At 65.4% G+C, this 16,388-nt stretch carries 13 protein-coding genes; all 13 read right to left on the reverse strand.

Translation table 11 applies throughout. The features are described 5' to 3' along the window. Positions 1-28: 28 nt before the first annotated feature. The 13 genes from HNE05_RS17730 to glnE all read right to left on the reverse strand — a co-directional run bounded on the left by HNE05_RS17730 (position 29) and on the right by glnE (position 16,245). On the reverse strand, positions 29-1,105 hold the full coding sequence (locus HNE05_RS17730; RefSeq protein ID WP_173209787.1) for a polysaccharide pyruvyl transferase family protein: 1,077 nt from the start codon (positions 1,103-1,105) through the stop codon (positions 29-31). A gap of 4 nt (positions 1,106-1,109) precedes the next feature. Then, positions 1,110-2,375 (reverse strand): capsule biosynthesis protein, encoded by a 1,266-nt coding sequence (locus HNE05_RS17735; RefSeq protein ID WP_173209789.1) that lies wholly within the window; start codon positions 2,373-2,375, stop codon positions 1,110-1,112. Continuing rightward, positions 2,372-3,499 (reverse strand): glycosyltransferase, encoded by a 1,128-nt coding sequence (locus HNE05_RS17740; protein WP_240008867.1) that lies wholly within the window; start codon positions 3,497-3,499, stop codon positions 2,372-2,374. Before HNE05_RS17740 ends, HNE05_RS17735 begins: the two co-directional genes overlap by 4 nt. 113 nt (positions 3,500-3,612) lie before the next feature. Then, positions 3,613-5,367: a carbamoyltransferase family protein gene (locus HNE05_RS17745; RefSeq protein ID WP_173209791.1), complete on the reverse strand. Its 1,755-nt coding sequence runs from the start codon at positions 5,365-5,367 to the stop codon at positions 3,613-3,615. An 11-nt stretch (positions 5,368-5,378) separates the two neighbouring features. Next, positions 5,379-6,836 (reverse strand): lipopolysaccharide kinase InaA family protein, encoded by a 1,458-nt coding sequence (locus HNE05_RS17750; RefSeq protein ID WP_173209793.1) that lies wholly within the window; start codon positions 6,834-6,836, stop codon positions 5,379-5,381. After that, positions 6,836-7,579 (reverse strand): lipopolysaccharide kinase InaA family protein, encoded by a 744-nt coding sequence (locus tag HNE05_RS17755; protein ID WP_173209795.1) that lies wholly within the window; start codon positions 7,577-7,579, stop codon positions 6,836-6,838. Before HNE05_RS17755 ends, HNE05_RS17750 begins: the two co-directional genes overlap by 1 nt. Then, the gene (locus HNE05_RS17760; RefSeq protein WP_173209797.1) at positions 7,576-8,313 is read right to left on the reverse strand and encodes a lipopolysaccharide kinase InaA family protein; all 738 of its coding nucleotides are present in this window, start codon (positions 8,311-8,313) and stop codon (positions 7,576-7,578) included. The genes HNE05_RS17755 and HNE05_RS17760 overlap by 4 nt, the downstream gene beginning before the upstream one ends. After that, positions 8,310-9,140: a lipopolysaccharide core heptose(I) kinase RfaP gene (gene rfaP / locus HNE05_RS17765; protein WP_173209799.1), complete on the reverse strand. Its 831-nt coding sequence runs from the start codon at positions 9,138-9,140 to the stop codon at positions 8,310-8,312. Before rfaP ends, HNE05_RS17760 begins: the two co-directional genes overlap by 4 nt. After that, on the reverse strand, positions 9,137-10,258 hold the full coding sequence (locus tag HNE05_RS17770; protein ID WP_173209801.1) for a glycosyltransferase family 4 protein: 1,122 nt from the start codon (positions 10,256-10,258) through the stop codon (positions 9,137-9,139). The genes rfaP and HNE05_RS17770 overlap by 4 nt, the downstream gene beginning before the upstream one ends. Next, entirely contained in the window at positions 10,258-11,262 is a 1,005-nt protein-coding gene (waaC, locus tag HNE05_RS17775; RefSeq protein WP_173209803.1) for a lipopolysaccharide heptosyltransferase I, read from the reverse strand. Before waaC ends, HNE05_RS17770 begins: the two co-directional genes overlap by 1 nt. A 1-nt stretch (position 11,263) precedes the next feature. Then, the gene (gene waaF, locus HNE05_RS17780) at positions 11,264-12,298 is read right to left on the reverse strand and encodes a lipopolysaccharide heptosyltransferase II (RefSeq protein ID WP_173209805.1); all 1,035 of its coding nucleotides are present in this window, start codon (positions 12,296-12,298) and stop codon (positions 11,264-11,266) included. Between the two features lie 59 nt (positions 12,299-12,357). Next, positions 12,358-13,281, reverse strand: a complete 924-nt coding sequence (locus HNE05_RS17785) for a branched-chain amino acid transaminase (RefSeq protein WP_173209808.1) — start codon at positions 13,279-13,281, stop codon at positions 12,358-12,360. A 60-nt stretch (positions 13,282-13,341) separates the two neighbouring features. Then, positions 13,342-16,245, reverse strand: coding sequence for a bifunctional [glutamate--ammonia ligase]-adenylyl-L-tyrosine phosphorylase/[glutamate--ammonia-ligase] adenylyltransferase (glnE, locus tag HNE05_RS17790; RefSeq protein ID WP_173209810.1), 2,904 nt, complete (start codon positions 16,243-16,245; stop codon positions 13,342-13,344). Positions 16,246-16,388 lie beyond the last annotated feature (143 nt).

Raw genomic sequence — 16,388 nt, forward strand, 5'->3', positions numbered from 1 at the left:
GGCCGTGCAACCCCGAGCCGCCGTCAGGCTATTGGGGGCGCCCTTGCGGCGAGCGCGCAGCTACAACAGCCGCGGTAATTTCAACAAACATCTGCTGCGCTTGCTGGCGACTGCCACTAACGAAGTTAGCCACTGCCAGGCGCTCCGCGTCGTCGAAGGCAATACGAGCACGCGCTGCCAGCGCCGAGGCATAGTCCGGGTAGACGCGGCCTTGCAACTGGCAGGCCTCGAGCAGTGCTTCAATCTTGTGGGTATTCGAGCCAATAGCGAAAAATGGCGTGCCCGTCAGCAGGCAGAGCGTAACGCAGTGGAAACGCCCCGTGATGACACCCTGGCTAGCGGCCAGACGCCCGAGGAAAGCGGCATCACTGGTCGCACAGTACTTCCAACGCAGCAGCTTGATTTGCTTGCGCTCGATGGTACTTCCCAGCGTTGCTTGCTGCGCCTGGCGGCGCGCCCGCCAGGCCTTGAAACGGCTGCGCAGACTCTTCCAGACGTAAGCCGGAAAGCCCTTGCCGGTCTGGATGAGCGGCAGCGCCTGGATACTCAGGTAGCCCAACGCAGGGTCGGCCACCTGTTGCAGCGCCGCCCAGGCTTCCTGGGTGCGCTCCTCATAGAAGCTGCCATTGACCAGGAAACCCTGGCGCTGCGCCTGGGCGGGCGGCGGGATCATGCTCAGGGTCAGGTCGGGCACCACTCGGCTGGCGATCCCGGCGGCGGCCAATTCATCCTGGCTGCGGTGATCGCGCAGATAGATCCCGCTAAACGCCCGGGCCGGCTCGATCAGTTTGGCATTGCGCTGCCATACGCTATTGATCAGGAAACACGGCACCCCACGCTCGCGACAGAAGGGCGCCAGCGCCACCAGCATCTGCGCCGCGCGTGCATCATCGTGCAGCGTGCCTTCGCCATTGATCAGGCACAGATCGGCGCTGGCGATATCCCTCTGCAACTGCGGGTCGTCGCGCCAATCGTGGCGCATCGGACAGGCCCTGACGATACGAATCCCCGCCGCAGCGGCGAGTTCATAGATCTGCTTGACGACAATCTGGCAGCCATGATGCTTGTTGTGCGACGTGTCGTTGAAGAGGATGGCCTTCAGCATGCGGTTACTGCTCGACGGTGGATGTGAGGGCTACGGACACGCCCGATGGGTGGCAACCTTCCAGCAGGCTCGTGAGCGCCTGGATATTCCAGGTAAGCCCTGCACAGCCATGGGCGAGATGATATTCGGCAAAATCGGCACTGCGCGCCAAAGCCGCCGCATGATCCTGCTCAATGCCACTGACTGCTGCTTGCAAGCCTTCGAGGCTCGCAACACAGGGGCCCAGAAAGCGCTCCTGGGCGAAGATATCCGCATCATCGCTGGCATTCACATAAAGCAGCGGGCGCCGCGCCAAGGCGGCTTCGATCACCGCGTTGGACATGATATTGACCACCAGCGATGCGCGCGCCAAGGCCTCGGCCAGACCACACTCGCGCGGCAGCACCTCGACGTTATCCAACACCGAAGCCTCTTGCTGCCAGAACGGTACCTGGCTGCGCGGATGCGCCTTGACCAGCACCTGATAGTCGGGATTCCGCGCCGCCCAGTCGCGCAACAGCCGATAGGTGCGCTGATAGCCGGCTTCCTTTTCCTTGTCCGGCCCGACACCCAGCACCAGCAACACCCGCCGCGCCGGATCGGCCGGGGCCAGGTCGAAGGCCGTATCGATCATGTGCGAGCCAGCCAGCAGCGCGGTGGAACAACCGAAACGCAACTCGCGCGCCTGCAAGGCTTCCAGCGAGCTTTGGCCGAACAAGAAGTAATAGTCGTAGTCGTTCATGCCCAGCCGCCGTGAGCTCTCCACCGTGGTGGCATGCGCCAGGTGCACCAGCAGAGCTTGACGAGCGTTCAGCGCCAGACGCAGGAACGGCGAATACAAACTACCGTTGCGATCATTCAGCACGACCTGCGGTGTGTAATGCTCAACCAGCCACTCGGCATGCGCCGCATAAGCGAAGTAACGCAGCGGCACGGGCTGGGGCGGCCGCCGCAGGAGGCGTTCGCGCAGAAGGGTTCTCGCCTCAGGCAGAGCCGTTTCGATCAGGACGTGGCCACGGCTGCGCAAGGCCTCGATCAGCAGCTTCTTGCGCTGGAAGGTAATGACCTTGGGTGCCGACTGCAGGAGTAGGAAGTCGCAGGGCTCGTTACCCGCCACTGCCGCCAGACGAAAGCGCGCGAGCAAACCGAACAGCGTGTCGCCCAGCGCCTCGCGCAGGAAGCGTAATGCGCTGCCAAGCCAGCCGTGCCGCTCGCGCAGCAGCAACCAGCGATAGCGATCCAGAGCTGTCGCCTTGTTTGCCCACTGCATAGCAACGGCGTCAGCACTCATGCCGACCTCAGCTCCGCCAGTTGCGGCAGCGCCCAGAAGCACTGCCGCACCGCCGCATCGGAAAACATCTCCAGCAAGCGCTGCGCCATCCGCTGCTGCAATGCCGGGTCGGCAGGCTCCTGCGCCTGCAGCACCAGGGCCTGGGCCAGCGCCGCAGCATCGCCGAGGGGGAACAGCCGGCCACAGCCGGCCACTACCTCGCGGCCACCACCACAGTCGCTACCAATCAGCGGCACACCGGCGGCCATGGCCTCCAGCAGGACCATGCCGAACGGCTCGTGGTCGGAGCTCAGGGCGAACACATCGAAGGCCTTGAAGTAGTTGCGCCCATTCGCTACCTGTCCGAGAAAGCGCACCGACTGGCTGACACCCAACTCGCTGGCGAGGCGTTGCAGCGCCGCCTCCAACCTGCCGCTACCCATGATCGCCAGCAAGCTGCCAGACGGCAGCGCAGGCAGGGCCTGGGCGAAAGCGCGGATCAGGGTGGCCTGATCCTTGTCCGGGTGCAGGCGGCCGACATTGCCGATCACCCAGGCATCCTGCGGCAGGGCCAGGGCCTCGCGGGCAACCGCACGACTGCACTGGGCGGCCTGCACGGCGGTGATATCGATGCGGTTGTACAGGGTCTCGATGCGCTCGGCCGGCCAACCCGGCAAGCAGGCGCGCATGTCGTCGCGCACCGCATCGGAAACCCCGAGCAGGCTCAGGCGGCGACGGAAGCAATTGACGAACCACTGGCGCGAACGCCGCTGGTACACGCCGAAGGCATGCTGCACACCGAGCACCGGCAGATCACTGCCGAGCAGGGCGATATAGATCGGTTTGAAGCGATGGGCGATGCACAGTTTGAAGTCCCGCGAAGCGGCGATGCGCTTGAGGTCGCGAATCGCCTTGAGCTTGAGGCCGCGTACGTCGCGACTGGAGTAATCGAGGAAAATCACTTCGTCGGAAGCCGAGCCTAGCTCGACTTCCGTACTCGGCTTGCCAGTCAGATAGACCGTACAAACTTTGTACGGCGTACCGGCAAACAGCGCGGCGTACTGCCGCGCGCAATCGAGGAAGGGGCCGTCATAACCGTGACAGAACTGCAAAATCCACTGTTCCGGCTGGCTGCGCGTCGGCAGGGCGTCGTTGAGAGCCGCCTCGGATTGCTCATTTACCACAGTAAACTCCGCTTCCTCGGCGACTCTCGCCTAGCCCTGCGCTAGCTCGCTCAGCCAGGCGACGGCCAGTCGCCTCAGACGTTGTCATACCAGTCCTTGCCGTCCTTGACCACGAGGATGTCTTCCATGATCAGGTACTGCAGGTCGGAGCCGTAGAACATGTTCAGCGCGTCGGTCGGCGAGCAGATCATCGGCTCACCACGGCGATTCAGCGAGGTGTTCAGCGACACGCCGTTGCCGGTCAGTTTCTCCAGCTCCAGCATCATATCGTAGTAGCGCGGGTTGTATTCGCGCTTGAGCACCTGGGCGCGCGAGGTGCCGTCTTCGTGCACCACTTCGCCGACACGGGTCTTCCACTCTTCGTTGACTTCGAAGGTGAAGGTCATGAACGGGCTCGGGTGGTCGACCTTGAGCATCTGCGGGCCGACGGTATCGAGCATCGACGGGCAGAACGGCCTCCAGCGCTCGCGGAACTTGATTTGCTCGTTAATCCGGTCAGCCACGCCAGCCACGCTCGGGCAGCCGATGATCGAGCGACCGCCGAGGGCGCGCGGGCCGAACTCCATGCGGCCCTGGAACCAGGCCACTGGATTCGCGTCGACCATGATCTTGGCGATGCGCTGCGGCATGTTGTCGATCTGCTTGAACACCGGCTTGCTCGGGTGACGGGCGCAGGCGGCGATCACGTCTTCGTTGGAGTAGGACGGGCCGAGGTAGACGTGCTCCATCTTCTCCACCGGCACGCCACGCTGGTGCGAAACGTAGGCGGCAGCGCCGACCGAGGTACCGGCGTCGCCGGAAGCCGGCTGGACGAACAGCTCCTTCACTTCCGGACGGGCGATGATCTTCTGGTTCAGCTTGACGTTCAGCGCGCAGCCGCCGGCAAAGGCGATCTTGCCGGTTTCCTTGATGATGTCACCGAGGTAGTAATCCATCATTTCCAGCGCCAGCTTCTCGAACAGCGCTTGCATGCTGGCGGCGTAGTGAATGTACGGATCGTCGGCGATGTCGCCCTGGCGTTTCGGCCCCAGCCATTCGATCAGCTTGGGCGAGAAGTAGTAGCCCTTGCCGTTTTCCTTGTAGCGACGGAAGCCGATGACGTTGGCGTAGTCGGTATTGATGATCAGCTCGCCGTTCTCGAACTTGGCCAGGCGCGAGAAGTCGTACTTGGCCGCGTCGCCGTAGGGCGCCATGCCCATCACCTTGAACTCGCCGTCGAGCATCTCGAAGCCGAGGAATTCGGTGATCGCGCCGTACAGGCCGCCGAGCGAGTCCGGATCGAAGAATTCCTTGATCTTGTGGATCTTGCCGTTCTCGCCGTAGCCGAAGAAGGTGGTGGCGTACTCGCCCTTGCCGTCGATGCCAAGAATCGCCGTCTTCTCGGTGAAGCCCGAGCAGTGGTAGGCACTGGCGGCGTGGGCCAGGTGGTGCTCGACCGGCTCGATCTTGATCTTCTTCAGGTCGAAACCCAGCTGCTGCAGGCACCACTGGATGTGCTTGTAGTAGCGCTTGTAGCGGCGGTTGCCCATGAGGATCGCGTCGAGGGCGCGGTCCGGCGCGTACCAGTAGCGCTTGGCGTACTGCCAGCGGGCTTTTTCGAAGATGCTGATGGGCGCGAAGGGGATGGCCACCACGTCGACGTCAGCCGGTTTGATCCCGGCCTGCTCCAGGCAGAACTTGGCCGACTCGTAGGGCATGCGGTTCTTCGCGTGCTTGTCGCGCACGAAGCGCTCTTCTTCCGCCGCTGCGATCAGCTTGCCGTCGATATACAGGGCAGCGGAAGGATCGTGACTGAGGGCGCCGGACAGGCCAAGAATCGTCAGTGCCACAGGGAAAACCTCTATTCAGGGCAGGTGCCGGGCACCTGCGGTAAACGTTCGTCGAGCAGCTTGAACAGCTGTGAGTCAGCCGGCCAGTTGCGCAGAAAGCGGGCGCGATCGCGGGCATAGGCCCTGGCGAAGCTGCGCGTGTTGCGGTGCTGCTGCATGGCATCCAGGTCGATCAGCGACCAGCACGCCCGCGCCTCATCCCAAAACAGGTTAGTGCCCTTGAAATCCCCGTGGCTGATGCGCTCGCGCAGCAGGGCGGCGAACAGGCGATCCAGGGCCAACAGGTCGGACTCAGGCGGCAAACTCAGCCCATCCTGAGCCAGGTAGGGCTGAAAACGGGCGATTATATCCTGCCCGCCGCAGTATTCGGTAATCAGGTAGGCCGGGCCGCGCAACCAGCACCAGCGCCGCTCCAGCACAGCCAGCGGACTCGGGGTGGCGATGCCCAGCAGTTCCAGGCGGTGGCCCTCACGCCAGCTGTGCCAGGCGCGACTGGGACGCCAGAAGCGCTTCAGCCAGTGGGCGAAGCCCTTGATGTTGTAGCGCTTGACCACCAGTTCGCGCCCGCCCTGGTTCACCTGGGCAACCCTGGCGGAGCCGCCCAGCTTCAAGGCGCGCCCCTCGGCGAGCACCGCATCGGGCTGAGCGAGCAGAGACGCCAGTTCGTCGGCACAGTCCCGCCGCACCACGCGCAAGCCGAAGGCGCCGATCCTGGCGCTGAACAGGCTGCAATCACGAGCAATTTTCTGCATATAGTCGCGCAGGCGCCAGCGCCGCACCTTGGCCACTTCGACCAGCAAGGCCTCCAGTGGCAGGGCGTGCTCACCATTGGCCAACAGGTAGTGCACCAGCAGCTCCTCGATGAAGGGCGCAAGCTCGGCGGGCAGCTGGGCGAAGAACATGCCCAGATTGGCCAGTACCCGGGCGCGCGACAGCGGCTGGCCGGCGACCTCGACCTGCACCCCGCCACCATCGATGATCGACACGCTGCCGGCATGGCGCAGCAGGTTGTCCAGATGCAGGTCGGATTGCCACAGCCCCTTGGCGTGCATCTGCGCGATCGCGGTCAGGGCTTCGCCCAGCACGACCTGCTGCGCGTCACTGAGCAGCGGCTCACGCTCCACTGCACGCCAGGCGTCCCACAGGCTTTCGGCACCGTCCAGATAGTCGAACAGCAGCCAGCCGCCCTCACCTGCCTGCCAGCCCTGGGCCAGCAACTCGGGAGTTGGCAGACCCTGTTCGGCGAGCAGGCGCGCGCCCTGCAGCTCGCGCTGGAAGTGCCGCTCGGCCTTGCCGCCGACCAGCAGCTTGGCCAGCACCGGGCGCCCGCGCCACAGGGCGAGGCCGACGTAGCGCTGACCCGGCAGCACGCGCAACAGGCGTTGCAGCTCCAGCACCTCGCCGGCCAGTTCGATGCGCAGCGGCAGCGCCGGCTGACGGCCGGCCTGGGCCAACTGGGCAAGCCGCATCAGCGTGCTTCCTTGTGCCGACGGCGGGCACCCAGGCGCTGCCACCAACCCTCCAGATCCCCCGCCGCACCCAGATAGGTCGCCAGCAGCTCGCGCACCTCGGCCTCGCTCCAGGCACCGGCGCGACGCAGCAACGGCTCCAGGTCCTTGATCCGGTCGCGCTGGCCGAACAGCAGCGGACGGGTCTTTTCCAGATCGATCAGCTGCGCGGCAAAACCCTCGCCGGCGGCCTTGAGGAAAATATGCTTGGGGTAGAAGCAACCGTGCATCTGCCCGGCATCGTGCAGGCGCCGAGCCAGCTCGCCGCAGGCACGCAAAATGGCCTGGCGAGTAGGCCCAGGCACGCCCTCCCAGCCTTGCAGCCAGTGGTCGAGATCCTGCCAGCCGTCCAATGCACGGGTCAGCAGAATGGCGCGTCGCTCACCGGGCAAGCGCCGCTCGGCGAAGAACGCCGCCTGCAGTGCAGGAATGCCCAGTCGGCGATAGGCCTGGATATTGCGAAACTCGCGAGTGAAGGTCGGCTCGCCGAAGGGGTGGCGCAGGCTGCGGGTCAGGTGATTGCTCTGCCGCTTGAGGTAGAAGGCCGCCTCGCCCAGCTCCAGGCGATACACGCTGCTCCAACCGCCGCGCTCGGTATTGGGCTCATCCACCGCCTCCAGCTGCAGCGCCCACAGCGCCTCGAAACTGGCCAGGCCGTGGCCTTCGAGAACGGCACGATCCTCGGCCGCGATAAAGTCTCTCATTCCCGTCCCTCGAAGAACTTGACGATGCGCCGGACTTCCCGCTTGTCCGCCGCACTCAACCGCTCACAGCCGCGGTATTGCCGATAGAAACGCAGGCGTTGGGTACGGCTCAGCTGGTACTTGGCCACCTTGTCCAGGCAGGCCAGGTCCTTGACGATGCGGTAGCTGAGCAGCGGTCCCCACCAGAACGCCCCGGTCGGGCAATCGATGAAGAACAGCTCTGCCCGGTCGTTGACCAGCAGGTTGCGCCATTTCAAATCGTTATGGGTGAAGTGGTGGTCATGCAGGGTACGAGTCGCGCGAGCCAGTTGCACACTGACCTGCTCGACCCAGGCACGATCAGCCAAGCGCGGATCCTGGCGGCGCGCCAGCAGCGCCAGGTCCTGGGTGTCGGGCAGCTCGCGAGTGATCAGCGCGCCACGCACGAAGGCGCCCGCCTTGCGCTCCAGGCCATAGGCCACGATGGGCGCCGTGGGGATGCCCCACTTGGCAAAATATTTGAGGTTCTGCCACTCGGCCTTGACCCGCGGCCGCCCGATATAGCGACGCAGACCTTTGCCCGCGCCCCAGTAGCGCTTGACGTAATAGCACACGCCATCACGCTCGATACGCACCACCTCCGACAGCGGATCACGGGTCAGGCGATGGCCCTCGATGGCAAACACCCGCTGCAAATCAGCCAGCTCATCCCGCAATGCAGCGGGACAAAGATCGGTTACCCGCCACTCACTCATTGCCCGGCTCCCGGCGCATATTTGCGGGCATAACGCTGCAGCAAACGCTCCGCCTTGCGCTCCAGCCAGGCCAGCAGCCGGGCCTCATCACGCAGGATGGCGCGCAGCGGCTGAGCGCCTTGCAATGCGCTGAAATAGCCGCGCAGAAAACGCAGCTTGTCAGCGCGGGTCAGGCCGATATTCAGCGCAGAGAAATACAGCGCGGCCAGGTCCTTGTTGCGCCAGCGCAGGGGCACGGCGCTGCGCACCTGAGCGCGGTGCAAGTCGATCAGCGACAGGCGCAGGTTATCCGCCGTCACCGGTGTGTCGGTGTGCAGCAGGAAGTGGCAGATGTAGCAGTCGCGGTGATTGACCCCAGCGCGGTGCATGGCACCGGTCATCTTCGCCACTTCGGCGATCAGCGCACGCTTGAGGCGCGGACTGGGCGATTGGCGCGCCCAGTCGAGCGTCAGCTGCTCCAGATCGATGGTCGGCGCCAGTTCCTCGGTGACGATAAAGGAATGCTGCGCCGCCGGATTGCTGCCGCGCTCGCCATAGGCCACGGCGGTCATAGTCGCCACACCGGCCTCGGTCAGGCGCTGGATGGCCTGCCATTCCTGGGCCGCGCCGAGCACCGGCAGCTTGGCGCTGAGCAGGTTCTTGACGATCTCGCCCCAGCCGATGCCGCGGTGGATCTTGACGAAATAACCACGCCCGGCGACTTCGGTGCGCAGCGTGCGCCGTCCTTCCAGTTCGCGATAGACCTGGCCCTGCAGCGCCTCCACGGCGACGAAGGGATCCTGGCCAGTCCACAGACCCTTGAACGGTTCGGTGAGGATCAGCTTCATGCCCGCTCCGCCAGGATCACGTCGGCCGCGTGCTGCGGCATGGAATACAGGTCGGCCGTATCGGCGAAGGCCAGGCCGTTGGCGCCCCAGCTTGCCCTGGCCGCATCGTCGGTCAACATCTCGGTGAGCATGCTATTGAGTCGCTCCTGCTGGAACGGGCTGGGCAGCACGCGCCCGGCATCGGCTTCGGCGATGTAGTGGGCATAGCCGCAGACATCACTGACCAGCACCGGCAGGCCGGAAACCAGCGCCTCCAGCAGCACGGTGCCGGTGTTCTCGTTGTAGGCCGGGTGGATCAGCAGGTCGGCGCCGAGCAGGAAACGCGGAATGTCGCTGCGCCCCTTGAGGATCTGCACCTGTTCGGACACGCCCAGGGCCTTGGCCTGCAGCTGGAACGAGCGCGGGTCGTCCTGGCCGATGGCAATCAGGCGGGTGCGCTGTTTAAGCTCGCGCGGCAGGGCGGCCAGGGCCTTGAGACTGCGGTCCAGGCCCTTGGTCTTGAAGCCGGAGCCGATCTGCACCAGCAGCAGGTCGCTATCGCCCAGCTTGAACTCGCGGCGGAACTCGGCACGGATCTCAGCGGCATTGGCCGGCGCGCGGCGGTCGGCAGCGATGCCCGGTGGCAGCAGATGGAAGCGCGCTTCCGGGGTCTGGTAGTGCTTGATGAACAGCGGCTGCTGCACTTCGGAAATCATCAGGATTTCGGTCTTCGACTCGGGGGCGAACACCGCCCGTTCGTAGTCGGCGAAATGCTTGTAGCGGCCCCAGCGCTTGTAGATCGGGTTGCGCAGGGTCTGCGCCTTGTCCTCAAAGCAGCCATCAGCGGCGTAGTACACGTCCAGGCCCGGCATCTTGTTGAAGCCGATCACCCGGCCCACCGGCTCGCGGGCCAGGTCGGCGGCCAGCCAGGCGCTGAACTTCTCGTTGCGGTGGTGGTTGAACAGCGCCTTGACCGGCGCCACGCGCACATCGAAACCGGCGGGCACCTCGCCCTCCCAGATCGGCGTGTAGACGCGGATGGCATGGCCACGCGCCTGGCATTCCAGGGCGATGCGCAGGAAGTCGCGCTGCAGGCCGCCATAGGGAAAATACTTGTAGAGCACGAACGCCAGCTGCATTACACCGCCTCCTGCTGCGCCAGGAGCAAGGCGTTCAGCTCGTTGCCCACGCGCTCGGCGCCCAGGCCTTCGAAACAAGGTTTATGCCGATCACCGCTGCCGGCATGCGGCCCGCTGGCGCACAGGTGCACCTGGCCGCGCCCATAGGCGCCGACGCGGCCCGGCAGGGTCGGGCCGTACAGGGAAATGCTCGGCACATCCAGCGCCGCCGCCAGATGGCCGAGCCCGGTGTCCACCGCCACGCAGGCGCTGGCGCCGGCGATCACCTTGGCCACGCCGGCCAGGTTGAGTTTCGGTAGCACGGCAGCCCCGTCGATGCCGGCGACGATGCGTTCGGCACGCGCCTTCTCGGTCTCGTTGCCCCAGGGCAGACGCACCGCCCAGCCCTGCCCGGCCATGCGCTCGGCCAGGGCGCGCCAGTCGGCTTCCGGCCAGTGCTTGCTGGCCCAGGTGGTGCCATGCAGGAACAGCAGGTAAGGCGCCTGCGAGGCATCGGCCATGGCCGCGCGATCCAGGCCGTAGTCGCCGATGCTGGCCGGCAGTTGATAGCCGAGTGCCTGGGCGAACAGCTGGCGGGTACGCTCCAGCGCATGCTGGCTCTTCGCCACCGGGTACAGGCGGTCGTAGAAGCGGCAGGAGATCGGCTCGCGCGCCGATTCACGGTCAAGACCGGCAATCGGCGCCTTCACATAACGGGTCAGCCAGGCGCTTTTCAGCAGGCCCTGGGCATCGATCACCAGGTCGTAATCGGCCTCGCGCAGGCGCGCCTTGAAGCGGCGCCAGTCACCATTCTTCAGGGTCTGCCAGAGGTTCTTGCGCCAGCGACGGATGGCCACCGGAATCACCTGGGCCACGGCCGGGTGCCAGGCCGGGATCTCGGCGAAACCCTCCTCCACCACCCAGTCGAACTGGATGCCGGGAATGGCCCGCGCCGCATCGGTCAGCGCCGGCAGGGTGTGGATCACGTCGCCGAGGGAAGACGTTTTAATCAGCAGTACCCGCAAACTATTCCACCTCGACCGGATCGGCGACCAGGCGCTCCAGCGCCTCGATCACCGGGCGCGGCTTGAGCTCACGCAGGCAGTTGTAGTGGCCATAACGGCAGGTGCGCTCGAAGCACGGGCTGCAGTCCAGGCCGAGACGGACGATCTCCACCTGGTCGGCCAGCGGCGGGGTGAACTGCGGCGAGGTGGAGCCATACACGCCCACCAGCGGACGGTTCAGCGCGGCAGCCACGTGCATCAGCCCGGAGTCGTTGGAGACCACGGCCGCGGCAGCGGACATCAGGTCGATGGCCTCGGCCAGCGAGGTTTCCCCGGCCAGGTTGACCACTTCCTCGCGCAGGCCGGGAATCAGGCGATTGCGGATATCTTCACCGCCCGGATGATCGTTCTTCGAGCCGAACAACCATACCTGCCAGCCGGCGCGGATCTTCACTTCGGCGACCTTGGCGTAGTGCTCGGCCGGCCAGCGCTTGGCCTCGCCAAACTCGGCGCCGGGGCACAGCGCCAGCACCGGGCGATCCAGGCTCAGGCCGAACTTGGCCAGCGCCGCGCTGCGGCTGGCTTCGTCGATCTGCAGGCGCGGCTGCGGATAGGGCTTGGGCAGTTCGGCGCCGGGCTCGAAGGCCAGCGCCATAAAGCGCTCGATCATCAGCGGCAGGCGGTCCTTGTCCAGCTTGCGGATATCGTTGAGCAGGCCGTAGCGCATCTCGCCCTTCCAGCCGGTACGCAGCGGGATGTCGGCGAAGAACGGCACCAGGGCCGACTTCAGCGAGTTGGGCAACAGGATCGCCTGATCGTACTGACCGGCCAGGGACTTGCCGATGCGCCGGCGGCTGGCGATATCCAGCACGCCGTGGCCGAGCGGGAAGCTCAGCGCCGCGCGCACTTCGGGCATGCGTTCGAGAATCGGCCGGCTCCACTCGGGGGCCAACACGTCGATCTCGCAGTCCGGGTGACGCTGTTTGAGGCAGACGAACAGGGTCTGCGCCATCACCATGTCACCGACCCAGCTGGGGCCTACGATCAGTATTTTCATGCTCATTCCAGAAACGACCAGGGAGGCATACGCCTCCCTAGCACAGCCTCGACAACCGCTTATTTGACCAGCGTACGCCACTCGGGGTGGGCATCGGTCTTACCGGTGACCAGGTCGAAGTAGGCCTTCTGCAGCTTCTCGGTGACCGGGCCACGGCTGCCGATACCGATGCTGCGACCGTCGACTTCGCGGATCGGCGTGACTTCCGCGGCGGTGCCGGTGAAGAAGGCCTCGTCGGCGATGTACACCTCGTCGCGGGTGATGCGCTTCTCGATCACTTTGATGCCCAGCTCGGCGGCCAGGGTCAGGATGGTGTCGCGGGTGATGCCGTTCAGGCACGAGGTCACTTCCGGGGTGTACACCACGCCGTTCTTGACCAGGAAGATGTTCTCGCCCGAGCCCTCGGCCACGTAGCCTTCCGGGTCCAGCAGCATGGCCTCGTCGGCACCGCCGGAGATGGCTTCCTGCAGGGCCAGCATCGAGTTGATGTAGTTGCCGTTGGCCTTGGCGCGGGTCATCGAGATATTGACGTGATGACGGGTGAAGGAGCTGGTGCGCACCTTGATGCCCTTCTGCAGCGCCTCTTCGCCCATGTAGGCGCCCCAGTGCCAGGCACCGACGATGACCTGGGTCTTCAGGCCGGTGGCGCGCAGGCCCATGGCTTCCGATCCGTAGAACACCATCGGCCGGATGTAGGCGGTTTCCAGGTTGTTCTCACGCACGGCGGCGCGGGTGGCTTCGTTGATCTCGTCTTTGCTGAACGGGATCTTCATGCCCATGATGTGGGCCGAGTCGAACAGGCGGTCGGTGTGCGCCTGCAGGCGGAAGATGGCAGTGCCCTGCGGGGTGTTGTAGGCGCGTACGCCCTCGAACACGCCCATGCCGTAATGCAGGGTGTGGGTCAGCACGTGGGTGGTCGCGCTGCGCCATTCCACCAGCTTGCCGTCATACCAGATCACGCCATCACGATCGGCCATCGACATCGTTGCCTACTCCTCAGTGTTCGTCTCGGTCATCAATTCGTCGGGTGCCACAGGCACCGCTTAGCTCAGGCCCAGCTCACGCCACAGGCGCATCACGCTGCGGCGCTCCTCGGCAAACTGCTCGCCACCGACCTTGCCCGGCTGCTTCTGCAACGCCTGCCGGTGGGCGGCGGCGCGGTAGGCCTTGTAAGCCTCCTGCAACAGTTCGACGTCGGCGGCGGGCATCAGCCCGGCATCGCGCAGGCCATCGAGGATGCGGATATTGTCGGTGTAGCGGTGCAGTTGCGGGTGCTGCCGCGACCACGCCAGGGCCGCGTATTGCACCATAAATTCAATATCGACGATACCTCCGGCGTCCTGCTTCAGATCGAAGGAAGCCGCCGCGTCGAAGGCATTCGCGCCCCGGCCGGCGGCGGTTGACGGGGTACCGAGGTTATCGCGCATCTTCGCGCGCATCTCGCTGACCTCCGCCTGCAGGGTGGGCAAATCACGCTCACGACCAAGCACGGCGGCGCGCACCTGCTCGAAGGCCGCACCGACCCGTGCACAGCCAACCAACACACGGGCACGCACCAGCGCCTGGTGCTCCCAGGTCCAGGCTTCGCTCTGCTGGTAGCGCTCGAAGGCGCCGAGCGAGCTGACCAGCAGCCCCGAGGCGCCGGACGGACGCAGGCGCATGTCCACCTCGTACAACTGTCCCGAGGTGGTCTGGGTGGTCAGCAGGTGAATGATGCGCTGGCCCAGGCGGGCGAAGAACTGCGCGCCGTCGATCGGCTTGGCGCCATCGGTCTCGGCCTGGGAGTCGCCGTCGTGGATAAACACCAGATCCAGGTCCGAGCCGTGGCCCAACTCCAGGCCGCCGACCTTGCCGTAACCGACGATGATGAAGTCCGGGTCGCACAGACTGCCATCGGCGCGCTTCGGCGTACCGTGCTTGGCCACGGTGTGGCGCCAGGCCAGGGCCAGCACCTGCTCGAGCATGGCCTCGGCCAGCCAGGTCAGATAATCGCTGACCTTCATCAGCGGCAGGGTGCCGGCGATTTCCGAAGCCGCCACGCGCAGGCGGTGAGCCAGCTTGAAGTGGCGCAAGGCCTCCATCTGCTGTTCCAGATCGCCCTCAGGAATCCGCGTCAGGCGCTCGCGCAGCTCGGCGGCCAGCTCCGGCGCCAGCGGCGGACTGAACAGTCGACCCTCGTTGAGCAGTTCGTCGAGCAACAGTGGGAAGCGAGTGATCTGCTCGGCGATCCACGGACTGGCTGCGCACAGGTTAAGCAGACGCTGCAGGGCCGAGGGGTTCTCGGTAAGCAGCACCAGGTAGGCCGAACGCCGCGCCACCGCCTCGACCAGCGGCAGCACACGCTCCAGCACCAAGTCCGGATCAGCGTGCTCCACCGCCTGGGCCAGCAGACGCGGGATAAAGGCATCCAGGCGCTCGCGACCGAGGCGCTGCATGGTGCGCACCTGGGAGCCACCACGCAGGTCGATCAGCCGTTTGAGCGCGGCCGCCGGCTCGCTGAAACCGGCTTCGGCCAGCTGGCGCCCGGCCATTTCCTCGTCCAGCGCTTCTTCCCACAGCGGCAGCCATTCGCTGCCGACGCACAGCTCGGCCTCGACGCCCTCCTCTTCGTCGGGATCGGCGATCACCTGGCGGAAGTGCCATTCGATACGCCCACGCCAGTGCAGCAGCTGCTCGCGGAACGCCGTCCAGGAGTCGCAGCCCATGATCAGCGCAACCCGCGCGCGATCCTGGTCGTTGTCGGGCAGCATCTGCGTCTGCCGGTCACCGATGGCCTGCAGGGCGTGCTCGACGTAACGCAGGAACTCGTAGCCCTGGCGCATCTCGGCAATGATCGGCGCCGGCAGGTAGCCCTGGCCTTCGAGCGTCGCGAGCACCTTGAGCAGCGGCCGCTGCTGCAGGCTGAGGTCGCGCCCGCCGTGGATCAGCTGGAAGGCCTGGGCGATGAATTCAATCTCGCGGATGCCGCCGGAGCCGAGCTTGATGTTATCGGCCATGCCCTTGCGCCGCACTTCCTGCTGGATCAGCAGCTTCATCGCGCGCAGCGCCTCGATGGCGGAGAAGTCCAGGTAACGCCGGTAGACGAACGGTCGCAGCATCTCCAGCAGCTGCTTGCCAGCCGCCTGGTCGCCACCGACCACGCGCGCCTTGATCATCGCGTAGCGTTCCCAGTCGCGGCCCTGGTCCTGGTAGTACTGCTCCAGGGCGTTGAAGCTGAGCACCAGGGCGCCGGCCGAGCCGTAGGGGCGCAGACGCATGTCGACGCGGAAGACGAAGCCTTCGGCGGTGATCGGGTCCAGCGCCTTGATCAACCGCTGACCGAGGCGAATGAAGAACTCTTGATTATCCAGCGAGCGCTTGACGCCCTCGGTCTCGCCGCCTTCCGGGTAGCCGAAGATCAGGTCGATGTCGGAAGACAGGTTCAGCTCATGAGCACCGAGCTTGCCCATGCCGAGGATGACCATGTGCTGCGCCTCGCCGCTACGCCGACCGATGGGCGTGCCGAACTGCTCGCAGTGGCGCGGGTAGAGCCAGTGGTAGGCCAGATCGATGCAGGCATCGGCCAGGTCGGAGAGGTCGCGGCAGGTTTCCGCCAAGTCGGCCTGGCGGCTGATGTCGCGCCAGACGATGCGCACCTGCTGGCGATTGCGGAAGCGGCGCAGGCGGCGACCCAGCTCGTCCTCATCAGCACAGTCGGCCAGCAACGTCTGCAACTGGCCGCGTAGCTCACCGGGGGTAAAAGCCCGCTCCAGCTCGCCACTGTCGGCCAGCACCGGCAACAGCTGCGGGTCGCGTACGGCCTGCTCATAAACGAAATCACTGCAGGCACAGACCCGTTGCAGCGTCTCCTGACGCAGGGGTGGCCAGGACGCCGGCAGCACGCTGCGGGCACGGTCGGCGAGGGGCTGGAGCGCGGCTGGAACTGCAGCCAGTGGAGGCAGGCTCATGGTCTATCCTTGGGAGCGGAAAGCTGCGGGTTTCGACAGCTTTCCGATGATCGAATACTTGTAGTTTTACTACTAAAGATTGTGTCTCAAGCGCTGCGCGAGCCGTCATTTTGTAGTAAAACTACAGACAGCCGGTCTAATCC

This window comes from Pseudomonas campi (assembly GCF_013200955.2).
GTDB lineage: Bacteria > Pseudomonadota > Gammaproteobacteria > Pseudomonadales > Pseudomonadaceae > Aquipseudomonas > Aquipseudomonas campi.